This is a genomic window from Streptomyces sp. GQFP (genome assembly GCF_021545335.1).
In the GTDB taxonomy this organism is placed as follows: domain Bacteria; phylum Actinomycetota; class Actinomycetes; order Streptomycetales; family Streptomycetaceae; genus Streptomyces.
In genome coordinates this window covers 3721803-3745757 of sequence record NZ_CP089312.1, presented here as the reverse complement: position 1 = coordinate 3745757, position 23955 = coordinate 3721803, and the positions used below count along the sequence as shown (strand labels likewise).

Genomic DNA, 23955 nt, shown 5'->3' with positions numbered 1-23955 from the left:
GACAGCCTGACCCGGTACTTCGGGCAGTTCTTCAGAGGGGCCCGTACGACTTCGGTCGTACGGGCCCCTTTGCTGTGCCCGGTTTGCTGGTCACTGTTACGAAACTATTCGGCGCGTACGACCCGTTGTTCACTCCGCGCACTCGCCCCACTATTTGTCATGCCGCTGACCAAATTCGCGTGGAGGGGTGTGCCATGTCTGGGGCCGTCAGTCGTAGAGCTGTTCTTGGGGCCGGTCTTGCCGCGGTGCCGGTGCTGTCGGGGGTGGCATGGGCAGGGGCCCGCCGCACCGACGCCGGCGGGTACATCTCGTTCACCGGCGGGGCGTTCGCGCTGGTCGGCGCCCCGGTCGTGGTCAGCACGGACGACCACCCCGGAGTCGTACGAGTGGCCGCCGACCTGCGGGACGACATCGAACGCGTCACAGGTGTACGTCCGGGCGCGACCGTCGCCCGAGAGGTGATCCTCGTCGGCACGATAGGCCGCAGCCCGCTGATCGACGGTCTGGTCCGCGCCGGCAAGCTGGACGTCACGGGCATCGCGGGCCGCTGGGAGACCTCGCTGCAGACGGTCGTGGAGCGTCCGATGCCCGGGGTTGAGCGTGCGTTTGTCATCGCGGGCAGCGACCCGCGCGGCACGATCTTCGGGGCGTACGACGTCTCGTACGGCATCGGGGTCTCGCCCTGGTACTGGTGGGACGACGTCCCGCCGGTCCACCGGGACGCGGTGTACGTCCTGCCGGGCCGGTTCACGCAGGGCACCCCGGCCGTGAAGTACCGCGGGATCTTCATCAACGACGAGAACCCGGCGCTGGGCACCTGGGCACCGAGGTTCTTCGGCCCCGGGAAGGCGCCGGGCCACCCCGGAGGCTTCAACGCGGCCTTCTTCGAGCGGGTCTTCGAGGTGCTGCTGCGCCTGAAGGCGAACTATCTCTGGCCGGCGGTGTGGGGCAGGGCGTTCGCCGAGGACGACCCGGAGAACCATGCTCGGGCGAAGGCGTACGGCATCGTCATGGGTACGTCCCACGAGGCGCCGATGATGCGGGGCATCGAGGAGTGGAACCGGCACGCGGTACCGGCGGTACGCGACAGCGCGGGGAACATCGTGACGCCCGGCCGCGACCCGTACGGGGGCACGGGCGAGTGGTCGTACCGGCGGAACGCGGCGGCGGTAAGGGCGTATTGGCGCGACGGCATCCAGCGCATGGTCGACGAGGACTTCGAGGGCGTCGTCACGCTGGGCATGCGCGGCAACGGCGACACCAGCCTGCCGGACGGCGACGGCATCGAGCTGATGCGGGAGATCATTGAGACGCAGAGGGGGATCATCGCTGAGGTGACGGGCAGGCCGCTGTCGGAAACCCCGCAGGTGTGGACCCTGTACAAGGAGGTCCAGCGGTACTGGGACCGGGGGTTGAGGGTTCCGGGCGACGTCACGGTTGTCCTGACGGACGACAACTGGGGCAACATCCGCAAGCACCCGGACCCGGCGGAACCGGCGACGAGCGGCGGCTACGGCCTGTACTACCACTTCGACTACGTCGGCGTCGGCCGCAACTACAAGTGGGTGGACACGGTCAACCTCCAGAACCTCTGGGACCAGCTCCACCAGGCGCACGCGTACGGGAACCACGGCCTGTGGGTGACGAACGTGGGCGACCTGAAGGGGAACGAACTCCCGACCGAGTTCTTCCTCAACTACGCCTGGAATCCGGATCGTTGGGACCTGTCCAGCCTGGAGGAGTGGGAACGGCGGTACGCCCGCCAGAACTTCGGGGCCGAGCACGCGGCGGCGATCGCGTCGGTGCTCGCCGAGTACGGGCAGCTCCAGGCCCGGCGCAAGCCGGAGTTGCTCAACCGCCGTATCACCCTGGACCCCGCGAAGGACCCGACGAAGGACGAGTCGGCGATCGTGTACGACGACCAGGAGACGCCTTTCCGCTTTGCCCACCGGGAGTTGGAGCGGGCGACGGAGGAGTGGCGGGGGCTGGCGCGGGAGACGGAGCGGGTGGGGCGGAGGCTGCCCCCGTCGGCGCAGGACGCGTGGTACGAGCTGGTCGGGTACGAGGTGACGGCGACCGCCAACCTGTACGCCCTGCGCGAGGCCGAGTTCAAGAACCTTCTGTACGCGGCTCAGGGGCGCGCGGCGACCAACGACCGCGCGGCGGAGGCGGAAGCCGGCCTGGAACGGGACTTCGCGCTCGCCGATCACTTCAACTACGGGGTGGCCGGCGGCAAATGGGAGGGCTTCCAGACCCAGCCGCACATCGACTACGGCGACGTGGAACGGTACGGGCCCAACGCGCCCTGGCAGCAGCCCGAGAAGGACAACGTGGCAATCCCGGACGTGCTGTTCCCGGCCGTGCGGCGGGTCGAGCTGCCGGTGGACGGGGAGTTGGGGGTGTCGGTCGACGGCGCCGAGGACTCGGGGGAGTGGTGGCCGGGGGGTGCGGATCGGGAGGCCGTGCTGCCGGTGTTCAGTCCCTACCAGACGCGGCCCGACCAGTACGTCGAGGTGTTCAACCGGGGGCGTACGCCCTTCGCGTACCGGGTGGAGTCGTCGGCGCCGTGGCTGGTGGTGGATCGGCCGAGCGGGCGGGTCGAACAGCAGGTGCGGCTGGCGGTGGCGGTGGACTGGGAGCAGGTGCCGGACGGTCGCACGGAGGCCTCGTTGACGGTGTCGGGCGCGGGGGCGTCGGTGGTGGTCGGGTGCGTGGTGGAGAAGCCGTCGCGGAGGGAACGGCGGGGGCTGCGGGGGTTCGTGGAGGCGGGGGGTTATGTGGCGATCGACGCCGACAACCACTCGCGGGCGGTGGGGAGTTGGCGGCGGCTGGACCGTATCGGGCGGACGGGCGCGGGGATGACGCCCTGGCCGGTGACGGCTCCGCGCCGGACGCCGGGAGGGGGTTCGGCGCGGCTGGAGTACGAGGTCGGTTTGCTGTCGGCGGGTGAGGTGACGGTGTGGGCGTATCTGTCGCCGCGCAACCCGACGCTTCCGACGGGCGGGCTGCGGTACGCGGTCTCGTTCGACGAGGGCGAGCCGCAGCAGGTCGACATCCACGCCGTCACGGGCGCGGACGACGGCCTGATGAACAAGCAGTGGGCACGGCACACGTCCGACAACGTGAATGTGACGGCGACCAGGCATGCGGTGGCTGCGGCGGGGGTGCACCGGCTGAAGTTCTGGGTGGTCGATCCGACGGTTGTGGTGCAGCGGCTGGTGATCGACACGGGTGGGCTGACGCCGACGTATCTGGGGCCGTTGGAGAGCCGCCGCATCCGCTGAAGAGGTAATACACCGAGTGAAGGGACCGCACATGAACGGCTTCCGCATGCCCGTTTCCGCCGTCGCGCTGGTGGGCGTGGCGCTTCTGATCACCGGCGCGGGTGCGCAGCCGGCGTCGGCGCACCCGGACCCCGTCCCGCTGAGGGCTTTGGCGGCCGGTACCGGCGTACGCATCGGCACTGCCGTGGACATGGCGGCGCTGGCCGACGATACGACATATCGCCGAAAAGTCGCACGGGAGTTCAATTCAGTTACCGCCGAGAACGTGATGAAGTGGGAATCGGTCGAGCCGAGTCGGGGGACGTACGACTGGGGGAAGGCCGATGACCTGGTGCGTTTCGCGCGGGCGCACGGGCAGGCGGTGCGGGGCCACACGCTGGTGTGGCACAGCCAGTTGCCGGGCTGGCTGACGACAGGGGTGGCGGACGGATCGATCGGGGCGGAGGAGCTGCGCGGGATTCTGAAGGCCCACATCACGAAGGAGGTGAAGCGGTACAAGGGCAAGATCTATGAGTGGGACGTGGTGAACGAGGTCTTCGAGGAGGACGGTTCGCTGCGCGACTCGATCTGGCTGCGTGAGCTGGGTCCGTCGTACATCGAGGACGCCTTCCGCTGGGCCCACGCGGCCGACCCGAAGGCCAGGCTGTTCCTGAACGACTACAACGTCGAGGGCGTCAACGCGAAGTCGACGGCCTACTACGACCTGGCGAAGCGGCTGCGGGCAGAGGGCGTGCCGGTACAGGGCTTCGGCATCCAGGGGCACTTGGCGATCCAGTACGGCTTCCCGGGCCAGGTCACCGAGAACCTCGCGCGCTTCGAGAAGCTGGGCATGCAGACGGCGTTCACGGAGGTCGACGTACGCATGATCCTGCCCGTGGAGGAGGCGAAACTGGCGGCGCAGGCGACGTACTTCCGGGGGCTGCTGGACGCCTGTCTGAACGCCCGGCGGTGCACGTCGTTCACGGTGTGGGGGTTCAGCGACAAGTACTCGTGGGTGCCGGGGGTGTTCGCCGGGCAGGGGGCGGCGACGCTGATGGACGAGGAGTTCGGGCCGAAGCCGGCGTATGCGGCGGTGGGGGAGGGGCTGGCCGCAGGCTGACTCTCGCGCGGCTCGCGGCTGGCGGCTGGCGGCTGGCGGCTGTTGGCTCGGCGGCTCAGCGGCTCGGTTCGTAGGCGAGCTGTTTGATCTGGCGGAGGGCCAGGGTCGTTTCGACGGAGTGGACGCCGTCGAGGACGCCGATCCGCTCGGTGAGGTACGTGTACAGGGTGCCTGTGCTGCGGTTGCTGACGGCCGCGACGATGTTGGACTGGCCGGTGGTCGCCGCGGCGAAACTCACCTCGGGGTGTGCCGCGAGCGACCGTCCGACCGAGTCGAGGGCGGACGGCTTCACGGTCAGCCAGAGCAGCGCGGTGACGCCCTGGCCGAGAGCCGCGTTGTCGATCTGGACGTCGAAGTACAGGGCGCCGGTGGAGCGCAGTTGCTCCAGCCGCCGTCGGACGACGGACTCCGACTGGCCGGTGCCGGCCTGGAGTTCGGCGAACGTGGCCCGGCCGTCCCGCCGCAGCAGGGCGAGCAGCGCTTCGTCGGTCTCGTCGAGGAGTACGGGCGTGGCCGGTGGCTCGGTCCGGGGCGGACGCAGGGCCTCCTCCTGCGCCGGCTCCAGCGCCCGGTTCTTGTTCAGCCAGCCCAGTGCGCCGCCGTAGAAGTGGTGCAGCAGACAGTGGGCGCTGACGGAGACGACCCGGGGTGTGCGCTGGAGGCGGTCGAAGAGCAGTTCGTCCCGCTCCTTCTGGCTGCGGGGCCGCATCGAGCACACCACCTCGGTCCCGCCCGAGACCAGGTCGATGTACGAGGTGTCGGGGCGCCGGGCCAGGGCGTTCGCGAGTTGTTCGGCCACGTCGGGGGTGCAGCGCAGCCGCACGATCCAGCTGGTCCGGCCGAGCACACTCGCGTCGGTCATGCCCAGCACCCTCAGGCTCGCCGTCGTACGCAGCCGCCGGAAACGCCGGGCCACCGTCTGGTCGGAGACTCCGAGGACCTCGGCGATACGGCTGAACGGGGCCCGTCCGTCGATCTGGAGCGCGTCGAGCAGCTTGAGGTCGAGGGCGTCGAGGTGGTCCGGGGCAGTGGGGGTGGAGTGCTCCACCGGGACTCTCCTGCTGTGGGTGGGAGGCGGGGCGGTGACCTGCCGAAAGGGGGTCATCGTTGATCGAGGGGGTCGTCTTAGCGTAGGCCGCCCTCGGACGCGGTGTGGCCCAGGACCCGGGGGATCGGTCCCGGGCCACCCGGGAGGCGGCGCCGCACCCGTCCCCACGGACGGCGCCGGTACCGGCAGGCCCGGGGTCATCCGATCCGCTCAGGGCCGTGCCGCCGGTACGTCGGGTGTCGCGGCGCCGGTGGTGGCGTGCGGGACGGGGGCCGGGGTGCCCTGGGCGGTGACCCGGGGTGTCGTGTGCTGCTGGCGGCGCAGCAGGGCGGCTCCGACAGCGGCGGCCAGCAGGGCCAGTACGGCCGAGACGATCAGACAGAGCCGGAGTCCGTCGACGAAGGCCTCGGACAGGGCGGCCATGACCCGGGGTGTGTCCGCGCCGAGGTCGAGTCCGCCGACCGCACTGAGCCCGCCGCTGTCCGCGACCGCGGTGACATGCCGGACCGTCGCCCCGGTCAGACCCGCGTCACGGAGATGGTCGGGCAGGGCGTCGATGGCCCTGGAGGTCAGCAGGGTGCCGAGGACGGCGGGACCGAGGGCGCCGCCGACCTGCCGGAAGGCGTTGTTGCCGGCCGCGGCCATACCGGCCTGGTGGAACGGCACCGAACTGACGGCCGTGGCGGTCATCGGCGTGATGACGAAGGACAGACCGAAGCCGAGCAGGGCCAGCCGCCAGGCGAGCGAGCCGAACGAGGTGTCCGTACCGATGGAGGTGAGCGACAGCAGCGCGGCGGCGCTGATCACCAGGCCGCCCGGGATCAGCAGCCGGGGGGAGACACGGTGCATCAGACGTCCGACCGGGGCGCCGAGCAGCAGCGGGACCATGCTCACCATCACCAGCCGGTAGGCCGCTTCGAGGGTGCTGAGCTGCTGGACGATGCCGAAGTAGAGGCTGAGCGCGAAGAAGAAGCCGATCAGACCGAGGAAGCTGATCATGGCGATGAGGGTGGTGGCGGTGAAGGCCGGGCTGCGGAACAGCGTCAGGTCCAGCATCGGGTCGGCGCTCCGGCGCTCCACGATGACGAACGCGACCGCTCCGACGGCGGCGGTGGACAGCGCGACCATGACCTTGGGGTCGGTGAAGGAGGTGACGCCACCCTCGATGATCCCGTACACCAGGGCGGTGATCGTCAGCGCGGCGGTGGCCTGGCCGGGCCAGTCCAGGCGGCGGGTGCCCGGGGCGCGGGAGTCGGTCAGCAGCTTCGCGGCGAAGGCCATCGCGAGCAGCGAGACCGGGATGGGCAGGAGGTAGATCCAGCGCCAGGCGAAGTGTTCGAGGATCAAGCCGGCGATGAGGGAACCGATGGCCAGCGCTGACATGAGGGCGGTCGCCCACAGCCCGATGAACTTCCCGCGCTCACGCGGGTCGGGGACGGCGTGGCTGATCAGCGCGAGCGTCGTGGGCAGCAGAGCGGCGGCCCCGAGCCCCGCGAACGCCTGTCCGACCCACACAACCTCGACGGACTGCGCGCACAGCGCGATCAGAGCGCCCAGAGCACTGAAGGCCAGCCCGGCCTGGAACACCTTCTTCCGGCCGTGCACGTCCCCGAACACACCGGCGGTCAGGATGAGGGCGGCCATGGGCAGCACGAACGCGTCGGACACCCAGGACAGTTGCGAGGTCGAGGTACCGAGGGCCCGCTGAATGGCGGGCAGGCTGGCCGAGACGGTGGTCACCGGCAGATAGGCGACGAACACGCCGAGACAGGCCATGACGAGCGTGGCCGCTCGCCGCTCCTGCGGCACTTTCACCGTGGACGTGACGTTGACGTTCACGAAACTCTCCCTTGGGGGCGCCGGGCGCGGCGGTAGCTGACTTCGGGCGTCACTTTCCGCTGGGTGGGGCTCCTGGACCCAGCCACGGGAGCTGGATACCGGGAATCCGACATAAAAGGCGTCGATGGGGGAGAGTTCCGACACTGGCTGGCTTGCGTCAGGGGAAGTGCCGCTGGCGAGGGAGGGCGCGGGGGCAGGGAGGCCGCCGTGTGCGGCTCGATCCCCAAGAATTCACAAACCCCGTTCCTGCCGAGCGGGTTCGGTGTGGCGAAGACGCGGACCCCACCGATAACTTCGGTGTTTTGATCGCACTTTTGTTTCACGGGGGAACCACCATGAGTGACCTGCGCCTCGACGACACCATATTCGCGGACCTGAAGAAGACGTTCTCCTCGATCAGTGACCGCATGGAGACGACCCGCCGCAGCCTGCGCAGCGCGGACGCCTCGTGTGTCGGCGAGAGCGGACTGGTCGAGGACGTCCAGGACTTCGCCGACGACTGGGGCTACGGCATCAAACAGCTCGGCAAGCACACCCAGGGTGCTGTGAAGATGATCAACAAGATCGCCGAGACCTTCGACGGACTCGACCGGGAGCTGGCCGAGTCCCTGAAGTCCGCCAAGGCCGCGAAGAAGGGCAAGTAAGGTGGCCGGCCAGCGGATCGTCCCGCCGAGCATCGGCTGGGACCCCACCCCCGGGAATGTCGAGGACACCAGGGAACTCGCCAAGCGGCTCGGCAAGCTGGCGAGCGAACTGGGCACGGCTCTCGGGGAGTTGGAGCGGATCGAGTGCGGCGCCTGGAAGGGCAAGGCCGCACTCGCCTTCACCGAGTACATAGGCGAGGACGTCACCCCGCTGATCCGCAAGAGCCACGAGTCCTTCGACAAGGCCTCACGCGCGCTGCATCGCTGGGCGGGCGAACTCCAGGACTTCCAGGACGAGACGGACCGCCTGGACAAGTCCGCCCAGGAGAAACTCGACGCCAAGTCGGAGGCCGAGGCAAAGGCCGACGGCAAGGGCAGCGAGGACCTGGCCAAGACCTCCAGCGCGGTGAACGGGGTCATCCAGAAGGTCCACGAACTCGAGGAACGCTACCGGCGGGCCGCCGGCCAGATCAGCAAGGAACTGGACAAGGCCGCCGACATCGCTCCTGACGAGCCCGGCTTCTGGGACAAGCTGGGTACGGGAATCGCTGATGCGTGGGGGGCTACGGGGGACTGGCTCAAGGAGCACGCGGACCTGATCAAGGAGATCGGCGATGTACTGAGCATGGTCAGCAGTGCCTTGGGGGTGCTCGCGATCATCACTGCTCCCTTCGAACCGATCGGCGCGATCTTCGCCGCCGCAGCGATGATCACGAGCGGGGCCGCACTGCTGACGCATGTGGTGGCGAAGGCGGCGGGTGCGGATGTGAGCTGGGCGGACATCGGGTTCGATGCGCTGGGCATCCTGCCGGGGGTCAAGGGGCTTACGGGGACCGCGGCACTGGCCAAGGGGACCAGTGCCACCGCGCGTGCCGCCAAGCTCGGCTCGGGTTATCGCGGCGTGACGGACATCAGCAAGACGTTCATTCTCTTCGGCCCGTTGAAGGCCACTCCGGTCGTCAAACTCGGCGAGGGCGGCAGCCGTCTGGCTCTCGCTGCCGAGAGCGGACTGCAGAACATCCGGCAGGGGCAATGGCTCGGTACTCAGGGAGTCAACCTGATCGGGTCGAAACTGCCGTTCGTCAAGAGCGCCGAGGACATCATCGCGCCGATGAGCAACGCGGGCCGCGCCCTGGACGCCACCATCAAGTCGGCGCTCACCGGAAACAAGGCCCACACCATCGCCACCAACGACTACGGGAACTGAGCACCACGGTATGGACAACGCCGAGGAACTCCGGGTGCTGGGGGTGGAGCATGGCGCTGCCGCCGATGAGCATCAGCCTGCCCGAGGGTATGCACGCGATCGAGGTCTCCCTCGACGAGACCGAACGGACCGAAGCCGTACGGAAGTTGGTCCAGGACATCTACCCACGGGGCGAGGAGCCCCTGTGGGAGGCCATGAGCGGTCTGTACGGCGCGACGGCACAGGAGATGCTGGCGGGCGGTGTCTCGTTCTTCGGCATCGGTCTGTACGACATCGGGGACGGCGGCGGGGTGGCGCACTGTTCGCTCACTGTGGCCGTGTTCGAGTCGGGAGAGGCGGACCCGGACACCGTCGCCCAGGGAATCTTCGCGGTGCTGAGCCCCGACCCCATGCGGGATGTGACCTGGCTCGACCTGCCCTGCGGTCCGGCGGTCTCGGTGATCGCCTTCCGTAAGCTCGTGGTGGACGGCCTGTACACGAAAAGCGGTAATGACGAGGAACTGGTGATGGGGCAGATCCAGGTGCACATTCCGTTCCCGACCGGCCCGTTCACCGCCGTGATCACTTTGGACACGGCTTCCGTAGAACAATGGGAAGAGTTCACGCACGCCATTGCAGGAATCGTTGGCTCGCTGGAATTCACGTAGGAGAGAGACGTACTGATGGACTGGTATCCCGCAGCCGACGAAGACCTGCTCCTCCGGGCCACGGCCAAGTTCGCCACCGGTGTGGCTCCCGCGGTCGCGGGCAGCAGATGGTTCCGGGGCCCCGAGCGCGACGACATTCAGGACGAGTTGACCGGCTGGCCGTCCGGTCCCGTCTACAGCCCGCATGCGGTGGGCGACCAGACCGCTCGCCGTGCAGGCCGTGCCTTTCTCGTCGGTATCCCGTTGATCGCGAACCTCATCGCCAACATCGGAGGAGCCTCCGGCTCGCCCTTCGGGGACGTCCCCGTCCGAGGGAAGCCGGAGGAACCGGAGAACGAGGTCGACGACTTCCCCGTGATGTGGGCAGCCCCCGGGACCCTCGCGCGTACGGCACCGTGGCAGCTGGATCCGGGGCGGCGTCCGGAGGGATACACCACGGATCTGGCCCTGACCAGTCGGCGGTTGCTCTTCCTCGGCACCCGGAGCGGCACTCTCGACAAGGCCGATGTGCTGGGCGAGTACGCGCGGGAGTCGATCGCCGGAGCCCGGCGCATGAAGTTCAGCGAGGTCGGCGCGGATGTACGCATCACCTTCGCCGACCAGTCCTGGATCCGTCTCTTCACGGGCAGCCCCGACACCGCAGAGCGCCTCGCCGAGTTCCTCTCGGGCACAGCGCAGGGACTTGCCGAGAGCGCCCTGTCCGACGCACAGCGCGAGCGGGTGTCCCGCTTCATGGCAGACCTCCCCGAAACTGCGCAGCCGCCTGCGTATACGAGGCTGACCAGCGGGATCGTCCTCGTCGAAGCCCGCGTCCCGGCGAAGGCGGGGAAGGGTCTCTTCGAGACGCATTCCATCCTGATGGACGACTCGGGTGCTCCCACGCAGCCGAAGCCGGGCGATCTGTAGCACCGGTATCCACAGCCGGCACGAGGAAAGAACCATGCTGATATGAGCGTCTGGGAGCCTGACGAGGGTGAGGTACTTCTTGCTCGCGCTCCGGTCACCTTCGCCAGTGGCGCGGTCATGCGCGTCAGCGGGATGAGGTGGTTCCGCGACCAGGACCGTCACGACATTCAGGGTGAACTCGTCGGCTGGCCGGCGGGCCCGACGTACACAGCGCATTCGACGAGTGGCACGATCGCCCGGAACACCGTCAAGGGCGTGGCGATTGCCGCAGGCGTCGCCGTCTTGGCATTCCTCTCCGCCCATGGCGGAAACCTCACCGGTTATGTGGACTCCGGGGACGGCAGCGACACGTCGTCGGACGACCCTGCGGACGAGGTCGAAGACTTCCCGGTGATATGGGCTGCGCAGGGCACCGTGGCCCGCACCTTGCCCTGGCAGCTGGACCCCGGCCGCTCCTCCGAGAAGCGGTATCGAACGCACGCGGTCGTCACCGACCGTCGGCTCGTGATCGTGGGCTTCCCCAACGTCAAAGGGAATCGCTATCGAGTTGACGACGAACTCCTCTGGGAAACCCCTCGGTCCACCATCGAGAGAGTTGAACTGCGGAGCTTCCAGGCAAGTCGTGACGTAAAGATCGTCTTCACGGACGGCTCATGGTGCAGGCTGAACAGCGTCAGCCGAGAACGGCTCACCCAGTTCCTGATCGAGCCTCCCGACTTCATCCCGCTGGACTCCCTCACCCCTGCCCAGCGGACCACCGCTGAGGATTTCGCGGAGGCCCAAGCGCCGGATGCCGAGCTGCCGCTCGTGACGCGGAACCCGTGCGGCTGCTTCCGGGTCGAAGTGCTGGCACTGAGCGAGGTCGAAGCGCTCTTCGGCCACTCCGGCCTGAGCATGGTCATGGACGGGAACGGCACCGAACTCAAGCACATGGAGTACCACCCGGAGGACCTCCGGAGCTGACCCCCGCCCGCACGGCAGATCGAACCCTCACCCCACTCCACACTCCGCCCACACCGTCTTCCGAGGACGCGGCCCCAACTCCACCCCCCACCGGTCCGCCAGGGCCTCCACGATCACCAGTCCCCGTCCCGACTCGCTGTCCGGCGCTGCATCCCGTACCCCCGGCAGCAGGTCGTCCCGGGTGTCCGTCACCTCGATGCGCAGGGTGGTGGCGACGACGTACAGCACCAGCCGGAAGTCGCGGCCCGGTACGCGGCCGTGGGTCACGACGTTCGCCGTGAGTTCGGCGACCAGGTGTTGCGCGGGGTACAACGGGAGCCCCCAGTCGCGGAGTTGCTCCACCGCCAGTCGACGGGCCTGCCGGGCTCCGCGGGGCGTGGAGGGCAGGAGGGCACTGAAGTTGCGGACGGGGCCGGTGTGTTGGGTCCGGTGATCGGCGGTTTCTTGATTCATGTCACTCAGCGTGGCGGAACATGCTTGCCTTGACGTGCGGTGACGCCTGTGCGTATCCGCGCTGTCCGGTTCTTGTCTCGCTCTGTCTCGGCTGTCTCGGATGACGTGCGGGTACGGGTGCGCGTTGGAGGTGGGTGGGCATGAACAGCGAAAACGAAGGTGTGGACGAGTCCGGCTGGGACCTCGAACCCGGTGACGAGAGTGCGCCGTTGGTGGAGGCCGTCGGGCGGCTCATCAAGTTCTGTCGTGAGCAGGCCGGGATGAGGGTGGCCGACTTCGCCCAAGTCATGGGCTACGGCGAGGACATGATCCGCAAGATCGAGCGCGGGGCGCGGATCCCGAGGGTGGAGTTCCTGGACCGGGCTGATGATGTCCTGAACGCGGGCGGGCATCTGAGGGCGTTCATGGAGGACATGGAGAGGGCTCGGTATCCGAGGAAGGTGCGTGAGCTTAAGGAGTTGGAGGATCGGGCGGTCGAGGTGTTGCTGTACAGCAACCACAACATCCATGGGCTGTTGCAGACACAGGAGTACGCGCGGGCGTTGCTCGAGATGAGGAAGCCCGCGTACACGCCTCAGGTGGTCGAGCGGGGAACCGCCGCGCGTATGGCACGCAAGGCGATCTTCGAGCGGGAGCCTGCTCCCACGCTCAGTTTCGTCCAGGAACAGGTGACGCTGGAACGCCCCTATGGGGGGAAGATGTTGTTGCGTCGACAGCTCGAACACCTGCTGGAGGTGGGGCGATTGCGCAACGTCACGCTTCAGGTCATGCCGACCGATCGTGAGGAGCATGCTGGGGCGCAAGGCCTGATCGAAGTGCTGAAGTTCGCCGACGGTACAGCGGTCGGACGCTCCGAGGGAGCGTTCAACGGCCGCCCGGTCTCGAACCTCAGGGATCTTGGGATCCTCGAACTGCGCTATGGGATGATCCGGGCACAGGCTCTCCCGCCGAGGGAGTCGCTGGCCTTCATCGAGCAGGCGCTGGGAGAACTATGAGCACTGCGGAACTCCACTGGTTCAAGAGCAGCTACAGCAGCAGCAGTGAGGCCGACGACTGCGTCGAAATAGCCACCGCCCCCGGCGCCGTCCACGTCCGCGACTCCAAGTCGGTGGCCCAGGGCCTCCGTCTCACCCTCGCCCCCGCCGCCTGGGCCGAGTTCGTCCCCTACGCGTCCGGTAGTTGATCAGACTGGTGTAGCCTTTCCGATCCCTTTACTCGTCGGAGAGGTGTGCATGAACCGAAGACGTACCACCGCCGTGATCGCGACGGCCGGAGCCCTCGCGCTCTCGGTGCTCAACGCCCCGGCCGCGCAGGCGAAGGACACGGGCATCGTCGTGTCGAACCTCGTGTTCAACAACGGTAAGCCGATCGTGGTCGGCACATCGAAGGTGTCGGAAACTCCCGTTCCGTTTAACATCGCCCTGCCCTCCGGGTACACAGTGGACGGCATCGGCCGCTGGCGCATTTCCCCTTTCCTTTACCGGGGAAATCTGAAGGACGTGGCCAAGGGCACCGCAAAGAACTCCTTGTGGACGATTCCGTACGAATGTTATGAGCAGGGCTCCCAGAGGGCCCGTTGTGAGGGCTCCCTCTTCATCAACCCCGATCCGTACATGGAGGAGGTCGACTCCAACAGCGACGCCACCACGTGGAAGATCGGCGTGTACCTCGCTCTGTTCCCGGCTGGCGACGGCCCTGTCCTGGCCGAGGAATACGAGTCAAGGTCCGGAACCGTCTCCCTCCGCCGAGCCGCCAAACTCGCCACCGCCGACGCCACCCCCGAGCCCGTCACCAAGGGCAAGAAGCTCACCCTCAAGAGCAAGCTCACCCGGGCGAACTGGACCACCAAGAAGAACGACGCCTACGCCGGTAGCACGGTGAGCCTCCAGTTCCGCGCCAAGAACGCCACCTCCTTCAAGACGCTGAAGAAGGTCAAGACGAACAGCGCGGGCGCCCTGAGCACCTCCGTCACCGCCACCACCGACGGCTTCTTCCGGTGGGTGTACTACGGCAACACGACCACCGGCACCGCCACCAGCGGCCAGGACTACATCGACGTTCGCTGACCCGGCTGCCCGTCTGGCCTGGGCGTACCGGCATGAAGCGCGCTCGTGACGGTCCCTGAGTGCCGTGTGCCCGCCCCTCTCAAGGGTGGGCACACGGCACTGGGACTGCTGCTACCGGTCCGTGAAGATCTCCGCTGCGGAGGTGGCGGTGAGGGCGCGGGTGAGCCGGGCGCGCAGGGTGGCGGTGTCGTCGCAGCTGGTGATCCGGTCACGGATCTCGTCGGTCACGTCGAGGCCGCGCTGCTCCAGGACGAGCACCAGTTTCCTCCAGAGCTTCCTGGCCGGGCTGTCGCCCAGTCGGGGGAAGTGCTTCTGTCATGTGCCTAAGGGGTCCCGCTGTGAGCATAGGAGTCCCATGCGGGCTGGCGGCGGCCGAGTTGGCGGGGTTCACCCTGAGGGATGACGGTCTGTGGTGGCCGGTCCGCTGTGGAGTCGGCGGCAGTCGCGGCAGCGGCCTGGTTCGGGTGAGCGGAAGACGCGTTCGCAGCCGTCGCAGGTCTGGAGGGGGTGCCGGACGGTGGGGGGCGAGGCAGGCGCACGGAACGGTGGCAGGGCCGGTAGCTGGGCGGTGAGGCGGTGGGCGAGGAATGCGGCTGGGCGGTGCATTCCCTCGGGTGGGTGGTTGCTGAGGAGGGCGTGGCGTACGGCGGTGGGGCTGACGTCGCGCTCCAGCCAGGCGGCGACGCCGGGGGCGAGGTGGGTGGTGCCGCAGGCGGAGAGGAGCAGGTCGGGGTCATGGCGGCGGAGGCCTGCGAGGAGTTCGGTGGCGGCCCGGAGGAGAGCTGGGCCTTTGTACGAGGGCTGCGGTACGGCGGGGAGTGGCTTGCGCGGGGTGCGTTTCTTGGGCTTGGCCGGGGCGCAGGGGGTGCGGGCGGGGGGCTCCTCGTCGGCCGGACCGTCGGTTGCCCCGGCCCCGGCTGTGGTGCTGGCGCCGGCGTTCGCGGGCCGCTCGGCGTGGTGTCCGGGGCGGTTGCAGGAGATCGTGCGGGTGACGATGCGACCTGCCGGGGTGCGTTCGCGGGGTCGACTCAGGTAGCCGTGGGCTTCCAGTTCGCGCAGACCGGCGGCGATACGCTCCGGGCTCTCCGGGAACTTCCTGGCGAGGGTCTTGATGTCGACGGGAGCACCGGCGGGCAGCGACTGGATGTGGGTGGCGAGCCCGATGGCGAGCAGTGACAGCTCGCGGTGTTGCGCAAGGTGGTTGCCGATCACCGTGAAGCGGGTGGTGTGGCGGGCGTTGTCGTGGACGACGCCGGAAACGCCGGAATTGGGTCGCCGGGGCGGGTGATTTTTGCCCGTGGGACGGGCCTCGGCGCACGGGGGCGCACTAGGATTCTGCGTATCCATCAGGAAGTTACAGCCTTCCTCGGTGGTCAGGCCCTCGCATTGGGATTGCAGTCCCGGCGAGGGCCGTCGCATGTCTGGAGTTGTCTGTGACGTGGTCGTGCTGCTGCGCTGAGCGTAAGGCAGGCAACCGGGCACGAATCCAGCCGAGTTGGTGATGTTCACTCGGGCGAGTGAGTGCACGCGTCGGCGGCCGGGAGGGAAAGGGTGGGGCTTGGTGGGGTTCTTTCTCTCCCGTGTTTCTTTGGAAGAGCGCCGGGCCCACCTGAGCGCACGCCACCGGGACTCACGTTTCCGGGATCCGGTGTGGCCTGTGCGTTCGGGGTGGGCGTCAAGGCGACGGGCGGCGGAAACGAATCGGGGATCTCCGTTCCGCGGGAGGGGCCGGCAGGCAGGGGAGGGCGCGTCGCGGACACGGACGCGTCCAAGAACAGTAGACCGGGCCACTGACAACAGGCGGCCATCAGGCCATCAGGCCGTCAGTCGCCCGGGGCTCACTGCATGACGTCGTTGGTGGCCTCGGCGCTTCGGGGACTGGGGATGATCCCGTCCGCAACCAGCTCCGCCACGGCGTCACCGTGGTTGCGGACCAGGTAGTCCATCGCGTGCTCGGTCGAGGACTGGTACTCCAGCTGCGCACTGTGGAACCGCAGTCGCTCCTGGCAGTCCTCGATGATCTCGCCCCAGGTCTTCACCATGATCCGGAAGCGTGGGGTGGATACCGCGCACCCAGGTACCCGGTCCACCTGGTGGGCCAACTGCCGCAGTGCCTTGTCCATGGCGTTGCCGACGAGCCAGAAGTCCCACGTCACGGTCGGGTCGCGGAATCGGTCGTCGGACATGACGGCCTCCGCGTAGCTGCTGATCTGGCTGAACTCGACCATGCCGAGAACCACACTGGGACGCTTGAGTTCGACGATCAGGTGGTGCCGTTCGCCTTTCCTGTGTCGCGCGACCCGGGACAGCATCAGGTCGACCCTGCCCGTGCGTCCGTCCTCTCGCAGAACCGGTTCCGGCGTCGGAATGTCGCGACCGAGCAGTCGGCAGTGCTGCGTGAGCACCGCGTTGAGGCTGCGGTCGCTGACGTGCAGTGCGTACTCCTCGCCGAAGACCCAGCACTGGCTTTCCAGGATGCGGTGCAGTTCATCCCGCTCGGTGACGCGTGACCTGGTGTCCGGCGCGAAGACGAGGTGTTCCAGAGCGGTGAGGAAATCGATGCGGTTGGCCGCTGCGGTCGACGCCTTGATCAGTGCTGAGAGCGTCGTGCGTTCCAGGAGGCGGTTCAGCTCTTCTCGCTCCTGCTTGGAGAGCGTGAACAGGTCGTTCGCGATACGCAGTATGTCCGAGGGCTCGTGCGCGAGCACCGATCGCAGCAGTGCGAAGGTGGTCCTGCGTGTGGCCTGAGACCTGGGAAGGTGCCGGAAGACAGTGGTGGCCACCGCGTCGAAGGTCTCGCGCTCGGCTCGTTCCTTCTCGTCGGCGGCGTCACCCGCGTAGGGGTAGATCCCCTCCCCTTGCCACTCGGCGACCTGCTCCCGTCGGCGCTCGTCCACGCGGGCCCGGAAGTGGACCTTGAGCTGGTCTCGTGCCGCTGCGAGTACCTCGGCGTGCGGTCCGCGCGATGCCCAGTCGGTGAAGGCGAGGTCCTCGGCGTCGACATCATCGAAACCGGCCCAGGTGAGATGCGCGGTGAACTCGAAGCCGGGAGCCTGGATACCCGGCTTGAGGTGAGCCCGGGACATGCTCTGGCCGTCGCAGAGGAACAGCGCCCGGGTTACGGACCTGCGCCACTCCACGACCTTCAGACGCGCCGGCTCGCCGCTCCAGCCGGACGGCGACGGCAGGACGTAGTCGCGTACGTGGAGTTGCTCCGCGGCCGGATCGAGGTCCTGGCCGTCGTACTCGATGCGGACGTCCGGGTACTTCTCCAAGTACGTGGCGAAGGCAGTGGTGAGCGAGGCCCTGGCTCGCTCGTCGGCGAGCAGGTCCAGCTGCTCGTCACCGCCGAACGCCTCGAAGAGTGTGCCGGTGGGGTCGGCAGCGGGTTCCGGGTCGCCGATGTCGAACTCGTCCATGGAACGTCGGTCTGCTTCGATCACCAGCTGCTGCCGGTCTCCGAACGCGTCACTGACGCTGGTCCAGCGCACCTGGGTGCCGAGCGCGAAGGCACGTACCCGGCCTCGCCCGTTCTTCCCGTGCAGAGCGCGCTTTTTCACAGGGCTGCCCTGTGCACGCTTCTTCCAGGAGGCACCGATGGGCCGGAAGTACTCCTCGCAGTGCTCGGCAGACATTCCACCGCCGTCGTCCTGGACACGGACCCTGTCCACACCACCCAGGTCGTTGCGCTCCAGGACGACGACGACGCGTTCGGCGTCGGCGTCCACGGCGTTCCAGACCAGTTCCTCGATGGCACCCACGGGATCCCGCAGCCGAGCCAGCTCTGCGACGTGCTCACGGCTGGTCTCGAGCCGCACCTTGACCATGACGGGAGCCTCCTGACACGTGTGTCCCTGATCAAGACGGCAAACTAGTCGGTCCTGAGGAGGGCGAAGAGCGAAATCACGGGAAATCGCCCGACCGGGACGAGCGGGACCGCCGACACGGCCCGGTCGGCACCGTGTTTGACCTTCGTCACCCCCGGGGTATTCTCTCCGGCCCGATTGGCGGAGGCCCTGCCCCGTATGGCAGACTGTCGGAGTTGCTCGGTCGAGCGCCGATGCTGCGCGCCTCCCGTCGGGAGGACCGGAAGCGAGTCCCACAGTACTCGTCGCCTCAACTGCCGTAAGGCAGCGCTGGGGCGGACGTACGGGAATCTTTCGGGAAGTGTCAGCGGGGTGCAGGCCAGGCGCCCGGTGGGTGTCCATGCCCCCCGGTCCTGCGGTTGCTTTCGGGCGGGCCGCGTCCCTCGTACGTAGGGGAATCCGTTGATGGATTAGCGGATATCTGTGCGGCAGGAGCGCGACACACCCGACCGCGTGGGTCGGAGGACGGGGACGCGAACCCCCGGGTTCCAGAGCGTTTCACTAGACAAAGGACTACTGAGTAGCCATGGCGGGACAGAAGATCCGCATCCGGCTCAAGGCCTACGACCACGAGGTCATCGACAGCTCGGCGAAGAAGATCGTCGAGACGGTGACGCGAACTGGTGCGTCGGTCGCGGGCCCGGTGCCGCTGCCCACTGAGAAGAACGTGTACTGCGTCATCAAGTCGCCGCACAAGTACAAGGACTCGCGCGAGCACTTCGAGATGCGCACGCACAAGCGCCTGATCGACATCCTCGACCCGACGCCCAAGACCGTTGACTCTCTGATGCGACTCGACCTCCCGGCCGGTGTCGACATCGAGATCAAGCTCTAGGGAACGGTGATCTGAGAATGGCTAAGCAGATCAAGGGCATCCTGGGCGAGAAGCTCGGCATGACGCAGGTGTGGGACGAGAACAACCGTGTTGTTCCCGTCACCGTCGTCAAGGCGAGCACCAACGTCGTCACCCAGGTCCGTACGAACGACACCGACGGCTACGAAGCGGTCCAGATCGCCTTCGGCGAGATCGACCCCCGCAAGGTGAACAAGCCCCTCAAGGGTCACTTCGCCAAGGCCGACGTCACCCCCCGCCGCCACCTCGTCGAGATCCGCACCGCGGACGCCTCCGAGTACACGCTGGGCCAGGAGATCTCCGCTGAGGTCTTCGAGGCCGGCGTCAAGGTGGACGTGACCGGCAAGAGCAAGGGCAAGGGCTTCGCCGGTGTCATGAAGCGTCACAACTTCAAGGGCCTCGGCGCCGGTCACGGCACCCAGCGCAAGCACCGCTCCCCCGGTTCCATCGGTGGCTGTGCCACCCCGGGCCGCGTGTTCAAGGGCCTCCGCATGGCGGGTCGCATGGGCAACGAGCGGGTCACCACCCAGAACCTGACCGTTCACGCCGTTGACGCGGAGAAGGGCCTGCTCCTGATCAAGGGCGCGGTTCCTGGTCCGAACGGCGGCCTCGTCCTGGTCCGCACCGCGGCCAAGGGGGCCTGAGGACTCATGAGCACCATTGACATTCTGTCGCCCTCCGGCGACACAGCCGGGACCATCGAGCTCCCGGCCGAGATCTTCGACGTAGAGAAGATCAGCGTTCCGCTGCTTCATCAGGTCGTCGTCGCACAGCTGGCCGCCGCCCGTCAGGGCACGCACAAGGTCAAGCGTCGTGGCGAGGTCCGCGGTGGTGGCAAGAAGCCTTACCGCCAGAAGGGCACCGGCCGCGCCCGTCAGGGTTCGACCCGTGCGCCGCAGTTCGCCGGCGGTGGTGTCGTTCACGGCCCCACCCCGCGCGACTACTCGCAGCGGACCCCCAAGAAGATGAAGGCCGCGGCCCTGCGCCACGCCCTCACCGACCGGGCCCGCAACGCTCGTATCCACGTCATCACCGGCGTGATCGAGGGCGAGACCCCCTCCACCAAGGCCGCCAAGAGCTTCCTCGGCAAGGTCAGCGAGCGCAAGAACGTGCTCCTGGTCATCGAGCGCTCCGACGAGGCCGCGCTGCTTTCCGCGCGCAACCTGCCCCAGGTGCACATCCTGGAGCCGGGCCAGCTGAACACGTACGACGTTCTCGTCTCGGACGACGTGGTCTTCACCCAGGCCGCTTTCGAGTCCTTCGTGTCCGGCCCCAAGGCCACTGACACCGAAGGGAGCGAGGTCTGATGGCGATCCGTCACCCCGCCATTGCCTCCAAGGCGGCCAAGGCCGCCAAGGCCGCGCGCGTCGCCAAGGCGAAGCGCCACGAGGCCGAGGGCAAGAACACCGTCGTCACGCCGATCAGCAAGTCGTTCACGGACCACCGTGACGTCCTGCTGAAGCCGGTCGTGTCGGAGAAGAGCTACGCGCTCATCGACGAGAACAAGTACACGTTCATCGTCGCTCCCGGCAGCAACAAGACCCAGATCAAGCAGGCCGTCCAGGCGGTCTTCTCGGTCAAGGTCACCGGGGTCAACACGATCAACCGCATCGGCAAGCGCAAGCGCACCAAGAGCGGTTTCGGTAAGCGCGCTGACACCAAGCGCGCGATCGTGACCCTCGCAGAGGGCGACCGTATCGACATCTTCGGCGGTCCGTCCGCGTAAGCGGGTCGGATCGTCCGATATCGGACGAGGACTGAGAAATGGGAATCCGCAAGTACAAGCCGACTACGCCGGGCCGTCGTGGCTCCAGCGTCGCCGACTTCGTCGAGGTCACGCGGTCCACGCCGGAGAAGTCGCTGGTCCGCCCGCTGCACAGCAAGGGCGGCCGTAACAACGCCGGTCGTGTGACCGTTCGCCACCAGGGTGGCGGACACAAGCGCGCCTACCGAGTGATCGACTTCCGTCGTCACGACAAGGACGGCGTGCCGGCGAAGGTCGCGCACATCGAGTACGACCCCAACCGCACCGCGCGCATCGCGCTGCTGCACTACGCGGACGGCGAGAAGCGCTACATCCTCGCCCCCCGCAACCTGTCGCAGGGCGACCGCGTCGAGAACGGTCCTGGGGCCGACATCAAGCCGGGCAACAACCTGGCGCTCCGCAACATCCCGGTCGGTACCACGATCCACGCGATCGAGATCCGTCCCGGTGGCGGCGCCAAGTTCGCCCGCTCCGCAGGCGCCTCGGTGCAGCTGCTGGCGAAGGAGGGCACGATGGCCCACCTTCGTATGCCCTCCGGTGAGATCCGTCTGGTCGACCAGCGCTGCCGCGCCACGGTCGGCGAGGTCGGCAACGCCGAGCAGAGCAACATCAACTGGGGCAAGGCCGGGCGCAAGCGCTGGCTGGGCGTCCGTCCGACCGTTCGCGGTGTGGCGATGAACCCGGTTGACCACCCGCACGGTGGTGGTGAAGGCAAGACCTCCGGTGGACGTCACCCGGTCTCGCCGTGGGGTCAGAAGGAGGGTCGTACTCGTTCGCCGAAGAAGGCTTCGAACAAGTACATCGTCCGCCGCCGCAAGACGAACAAGAAGCGCTAGGAGCGGGTTTAGATGCCGCGCAGTCTCAAGAAGGGGCCCTTCGTCGACGACCACCTGATCAAGAAGGTGGACGCCCAGAACGAAGCCGGTTCCAAGAACGTCATCAAGACCTGGTCCCGTCGCTCGATGATCATCCCGGCCATGCTCGGCCACACGATCGCGGTGCACAACGGCAAGACCCACATTCCGGTGTTTGTCACCGAGTCGATGGTCGGCCACAAGCTCGGCGAGTTCTCGCCGACGCGCACCTTCCGGGGTCACGTCAAGGACGACCGGAAGTCGAAGCGCCGCTAACGCGGGGTGGAATGACCATGACAGACACTGGAAGGACAACCATGGAAGCCAGGGCCCAGGCGCGGTACATCCGCGTTACGCCCATGAAGGCCCGCCGCGTGGTGGACCTTATCCGTGGCATGGATGCCACGGAGGCTCAGGCGGTCCTGCGTTTCGCCCCGCAGGCCGCGAGCGTGCCGGTCGGCAAGGTGCTTGACAGCGCCATTGCCAACGCCGCGCACAACTACGACCACACCGACGCCGGCAGCCTCGTCATCACCGAGGCGTACGTCGACGAGGGTCCGACCCTGAAGCGGTTCCGGCCGCGCGCCCAGGGCCGTGCCTACCGGATCCGCAAGCGGACCAGCCACATCACCGTGGTCGTCAGCAGCAAGGAAGGTTCCCGGTAATGGGCCAGAAGGTAAACCCGCACGGGTTCCGACTCGGCATCACCACCGACTTCAAGTCGCGTTGGTACGCCGACAAGCTGTACAAGGACTACGTCGGAGAAGACGTCGCCATCCGTCGGATGATGACGTCCGGCATGGAGCGCGCCGGCATCTCGAAGGTCGAGATCGAGCGCACCCGTGACCGCGTCCGCGTCGACATCCACACCGCGCGTCCGGGCATCGTCATCGGCCGCCGCGGCGCCGAGGCCGACCGTATCCGCGGCGACCTGGAGAAGCTGACCAAGAAGCAGGTCCAGCTCAACATCCTCGAGGTCAAGAGCCCGGAGACGGACGCTCAGCTGGTGGCCCAGGCCGTCGCCGAGCAGCTGTCCTCCCGCGTCTCCTTCCGTCGTGCCATGCGCAAGAGCATGCAGGGCACGATGAAGGCCGGCGCCAAGGGCATCAAGATCCAGTGCGGTGGCCGTCTCGGCGGCGCCGAGATGTCCCGCTCGGAGTTCTACCGCGAGGGCCGTGTGCCCCTGCACACGCTCCGCGCGAACGTCGACTACGGCTTCTTCGAGGCCAAGACGACCTTCGGCCGTATCGGTGTGAAGGTCTGGATCTACAAGGGCGACGTCAAGAACATCGCCGAGGTCCGCGCCGAGAACGCCGCTGCCCGTGCGGGTAACCGCCCGGCCCGTGGCGGTGCCGGTGGCGGCAGCGACCGTCCGGCCCGTGGTGGTGGCCGTGGTGGCGAGCGTGGCGGCCGCGGCCGCAAGCCGCAGCAGGCTCCCGCTGCCGAGGCCCCCAAGGCCGAGGCTCCGGCGGCTGCCGCTCCGGCTGCTGAAAGCACCGGAACGGAGGCCTGACCGACATGCTGATCCCCCGTAGGGTCAAGCACCGCAAGCAGCACCACCCCAAGCGCCGTGGTATGGCCAAGGGCGGTACGACGGTCGCGTTCGGCGAGTACGGCATTCAGGCCGTCACGCCGGCGTACGTGACCAACCGTCAGATCGAGGCCGCCCGTATCGCGATGACCCGCCACATCAAGCGTGGCGGCAAGGTCTGGATCAACATCTACCCGGACCGCCCGCTCACGAAGAAGCCTGCCGAGACCCGCATGGGTTCCGGTAAGGGTTCGCCGGAGTGGTGGATCGCGAACGTGCACCCGGGCCGGGTCATGTTCGAGCTGTCCTACCCCAACGAGAAGATCGCCCGTGAGGCCCTCACTCGCGCAGCCCACAAGCTGCCGATGAAGTGCCGGATCGTCAAGCGCGAGGCAGGTGAAGCGTGATGTCGGCCGGTACCAAGGCGTCCGAGCTGCGCGAACTGGGTGACGAGGAGCTTCTCAACAAGCTCCGCGAAGCCAAGGAAGAGCTGTTCAACCTCCGCTTCCAGGCGGCGACCGGTCAGCTCGAGAACCACGGTCGGCTGAAGGCCGTCCGGAAGGACATCGCGCGGATCTACACCCTGATGCGTGAGCGCGAGCTGGGCATCGAGACGGTGGAGAGCGCCTGATGAGCGAGAGCAACGTGACCGAGACTGAGAACGCAACCGAGGCGCGCGGATTCCGCAAGACCCGTGAGGGTCTCGTCGTCAGCGACAAGATGGACAAGACCGTCGTCGTCGCTGTCGAGGACCGTGTGAAGCACGCGCTGTACGGCAAGGTCATCCGCCGTACGAGCAAGCTCAAGGCGCACGACGAGCAGAACGCTGCCGGCATCGGCGACCGTGTCCTCCTCATGGAGACGCGTCCGCTGTCCGCCACGAAGCGCTGGCGCATCGTCGAGATCCTCGAGAAGGCGAAGTAGCCAAGT

Annotated in this window: 27 protein-coding genes; 21 read left to right on the top strand and 6 right to left on the bottom strand. The window is 67.7% G+C overall.

What is annotated here, in order from left to right:
* Positions 1–194 precede the first annotated feature (194 nt).
* Together LUX31_RS16390 and LUX31_RS16385 are read left to right on the top strand one after the other, a co-directional pair.
* Positions 195–3284: a glycosyl hydrolase 115 family protein gene (locus LUX31_RS16390; protein WP_235475525.1), complete on the top strand. Its 3090-nt coding sequence runs from the start codon at positions 195–197 to the stop codon at positions 3282–3284.
* A gap of 31 nt (positions 3285–3315) precedes the next feature.
* Positions 3316–4383 (top strand): endo-1,4-beta-xylanase, encoded by a 1068-nt coding sequence (locus tag LUX31_RS16385; RefSeq protein ID WP_235475524.1) that lies wholly within the window; start codon positions 3316–3318, stop codon positions 4381–4383.
* A gap of 55 nt (positions 4384–4438) precedes the next feature.
* Here LUX31_RS16385 and LUX31_RS16380 read toward each other — a convergent pair whose 3' ends face one another.
* Entirely contained in the window at positions 4439–5431 is a 993-nt protein-coding gene (locus LUX31_RS16380; RefSeq protein WP_235475523.1) for an Lrp/AsnC family transcriptional regulator, read from the bottom strand.
* A gap of 210 nt (positions 5432–5641) precedes the next feature.
* Positions 5642–7207: an MFS transporter gene (locus LUX31_RS16375; RefSeq protein ID WP_235479942.1), complete on the bottom strand. Its 1566-nt coding sequence runs from the start codon at positions 7205–7207 to the stop codon at positions 5642–5644.
* A 398-nt stretch (positions 7208–7605) separates the two neighbouring features.
* Between LUX31_RS16375 and LUX31_RS16370 the strand changes: the two genes are divergently transcribed.
* The 5 genes from LUX31_RS16370 (at position 7606) to LUX31_RS16350 (ending at position 11637) form a co-directional block, all read left to right on the top strand.
* Complete coding sequence (locus LUX31_RS16370) at positions 7606–7914, top strand: hypothetical protein (RefSeq protein ID WP_235475522.1); 309 nt, start codon at positions 7606–7608, stop codon at positions 7912–7914.
* Position 7915: 1 nt separating this feature from the next.
* A complete protein-coding gene (locus LUX31_RS16365; protein ID WP_235475521.1) occupies positions 7916–9121 on the top strand; it encodes an enoyl-CoA hydratase/isomerase family protein in 1206 nt (401 codons plus the stop codon).
* A gap of 65 nt (positions 9122–9186) precedes the next feature.
* Complete coding sequence (locus LUX31_RS16360; protein ID WP_235475520.1) at positions 9187–9768, top strand: hypothetical protein; 582 nt, start codon at positions 9187–9189, stop codon at positions 9766–9768.
* A 15-nt stretch (positions 9769–9783) separates the two neighbouring features.
* On the top strand, positions 9784–10674 hold the full coding sequence (locus LUX31_RS16355) for a hypothetical protein (protein ID WP_235475519.1): 891 nt from the start codon (positions 9784–9786) through the stop codon (positions 10672–10674).
* A 42-nt stretch (positions 10675–10716) separates the two neighbouring features.
* Positions 10717–11637, top strand: coding sequence for a hypothetical protein (locus LUX31_RS16350; protein WP_235475518.1), 921 nt, complete (start codon positions 10717–10719; stop codon positions 11635–11637).
* Between the two features lie 27 nt (positions 11638–11664).
* Here LUX31_RS16350 and LUX31_RS16345 read toward each other — a convergent pair whose 3' ends face one another.
* Positions 11665–12090, bottom strand: a complete 426-nt coding sequence (locus tag LUX31_RS16345) for an ATP-binding protein (RefSeq protein ID WP_235475517.1) — start codon at positions 12088–12090, stop codon at positions 11665–11667.
* A gap of 140 nt (positions 12091–12230) precedes the next feature.
* Between LUX31_RS16345 and LUX31_RS16340 the strand changes: the two genes are divergently transcribed.
* The 3 genes from LUX31_RS16340 to LUX31_RS16330 are packed head-to-tail and all read left to right on the top strand — an operon-like array spanning position 12231 to position 14156.
* Positions 12231–13085 (top strand): helix-turn-helix domain-containing protein, encoded by an 855-nt coding sequence (locus tag LUX31_RS16340; protein WP_235475516.1) that lies wholly within the window; start codon positions 12231–12233, stop codon positions 13083–13085.
* Entirely contained in the window at positions 13082–13273 is a 192-nt protein-coding gene (locus LUX31_RS16335; RefSeq protein ID WP_235475515.1) for a DUF397 domain-containing protein, read from the top strand. Before LUX31_RS16340 ends, LUX31_RS16335 begins: the two co-directional genes overlap by 4 nt.
* A 49-nt stretch (positions 13274–13322) precedes the next feature.
* Entirely contained in the window at positions 13323–14156 is an 834-nt protein-coding gene (locus LUX31_RS16330) for a hypothetical protein (protein ID WP_235475514.1), read from the top strand.
* 111 nt (positions 14157–14267) lie between these two features.
* On the opposite strand, the gene LUX31_RS16325 is transcribed toward LUX31_RS16330, so the two are convergent.
* The 3 genes from LUX31_RS16325 to LUX31_RS16315 all read right to left on the bottom strand — a co-directional run bounded on the left by LUX31_RS16325 (position 14268) and on the right by LUX31_RS16315 (position 17983).
* A complete protein-coding gene (locus LUX31_RS16325; protein WP_235475513.1) occupies positions 14268–14414 on the bottom strand; it encodes a ferritin-like domain-containing protein in 147 nt (48 codons plus the stop codon).
* 129 nt (positions 14415–14543) lie between these two features.
* Positions 14544–15503: a helix-turn-helix domain-containing protein gene (locus tag LUX31_RS16320; RefSeq protein ID WP_235475512.1), complete on the bottom strand. Its 960-nt coding sequence runs from the start codon at positions 15501–15503 to the stop codon at positions 14544–14546.
* 491 nt (positions 15504–15994) lie between these two features.
* Positions 15995–17983, bottom strand: coding sequence for an ATP-binding protein (locus LUX31_RS16315; protein WP_235475511.1), 1989 nt, complete (start codon positions 17981–17983; stop codon positions 15995–15997).
* Positions 17984–18548: 565 nt separating this feature from the next.
* On the opposite strand from LUX31_RS16315, the gene rpsJ reads away from it, so the two are divergent.
* Genes rpsJ through rpsQ form a run of 11 tightly spaced genes read left to right on the top strand, consistent with a single transcriptional unit; the run spans position 18549 to position 23949 of the window.
* On the top strand, positions 18549–18857 hold the full coding sequence (rpsJ, locus tag LUX31_RS16310; protein WP_003948644.1) for a 30S ribosomal protein S10: 309 nt from the start codon (positions 18549–18551) through the stop codon (positions 18855–18857).
* Between the two features lie 17 nt (positions 18858–18874).
* Positions 18875–19519 (top strand): 50S ribosomal protein L3, encoded by a 645-nt coding sequence (gene rplC, locus LUX31_RS16305; RefSeq protein WP_235475510.1) that lies wholly within the window; start codon positions 18875–18877, stop codon positions 19517–19519.
* A 6-nt stretch (positions 19520–19525) separates the two neighbouring features.
* Positions 19526–20182 carry a 50S ribosomal protein L4 gene (rplD, locus tag LUX31_RS16300; RefSeq protein ID WP_235475509.1) on the top strand — a complete coding sequence of 219 codons (657 nt, stop codon included), beginning with the start codon at positions 19526–19528 and terminating at the stop codon, positions 20180–20182.
* The gene (gene rplW, locus LUX31_RS16295; RefSeq protein ID WP_235475508.1) at positions 20182–20601 is read left to right on the top strand and encodes a 50S ribosomal protein L23; all 420 of its coding nucleotides are present in this window, start codon (positions 20182–20184) and stop codon (positions 20599–20601) included. Before rplD ends, rplW begins: the two co-directional genes overlap by 1 nt.
* Positions 20602–20639: 38 nt before the next feature.
* Positions 20640–21476 (top strand): 50S ribosomal protein L2, encoded by an 837-nt coding sequence (gene rplB / locus LUX31_RS16290; protein WP_020132633.1) that lies wholly within the window; start codon positions 20640–20642, stop codon positions 21474–21476.
* Between the two features lie 12 nt (positions 21477–21488).
* Positions 21489–21770 (top strand): 30S ribosomal protein S19, encoded by a 282-nt coding sequence (gene rpsS, locus LUX31_RS16285; protein WP_010986346.1) that lies wholly within the window; start codon positions 21489–21491, stop codon positions 21768–21770.
* Between the two features lie 41 nt (positions 21771–21811).
* The gene (gene rplV, locus LUX31_RS16280) at positions 21812–22159 is read left to right on the top strand and encodes a 50S ribosomal protein L22 (RefSeq protein WP_235475507.1); all 348 of its coding nucleotides are present in this window, start codon (positions 21812–21814) and stop codon (positions 22157–22159) included.
* Positions 22159–23007: a 30S ribosomal protein S3 gene (gene rpsC, locus LUX31_RS16275; RefSeq protein WP_235475506.1), complete on the top strand. Its 849-nt coding sequence runs from the start codon at positions 22159–22161 to the stop codon at positions 23005–23007. Before rplV ends, rpsC begins: the two co-directional genes overlap by 1 nt.
* 5 nt (positions 23008–23012) lie before the next feature.
* Complete coding sequence (gene rplP / locus LUX31_RS16270) at positions 23013–23432, top strand: 50S ribosomal protein L16 (protein ID WP_235475505.1); 420 nt, start codon at positions 23013–23015, stop codon at positions 23430–23432.
* Complete coding sequence (rpmC, locus tag LUX31_RS16265; protein ID WP_005481220.1) at positions 23432–23656, top strand: 50S ribosomal protein L29; 225 nt, start codon at positions 23432–23434, stop codon at positions 23654–23656. Before rplP ends, rpmC begins: the two co-directional genes overlap by 1 nt.
* Complete coding sequence (gene rpsQ / locus LUX31_RS16260; protein ID WP_235475504.1) at positions 23656–23949, top strand: 30S ribosomal protein S17; 294 nt, start codon at positions 23656–23658, stop codon at positions 23947–23949. Before rpmC ends, rpsQ begins: the two co-directional genes overlap by 1 nt.
* The last annotated feature ends 6 nt before the right edge of the window (positions 23950–23955 follow it).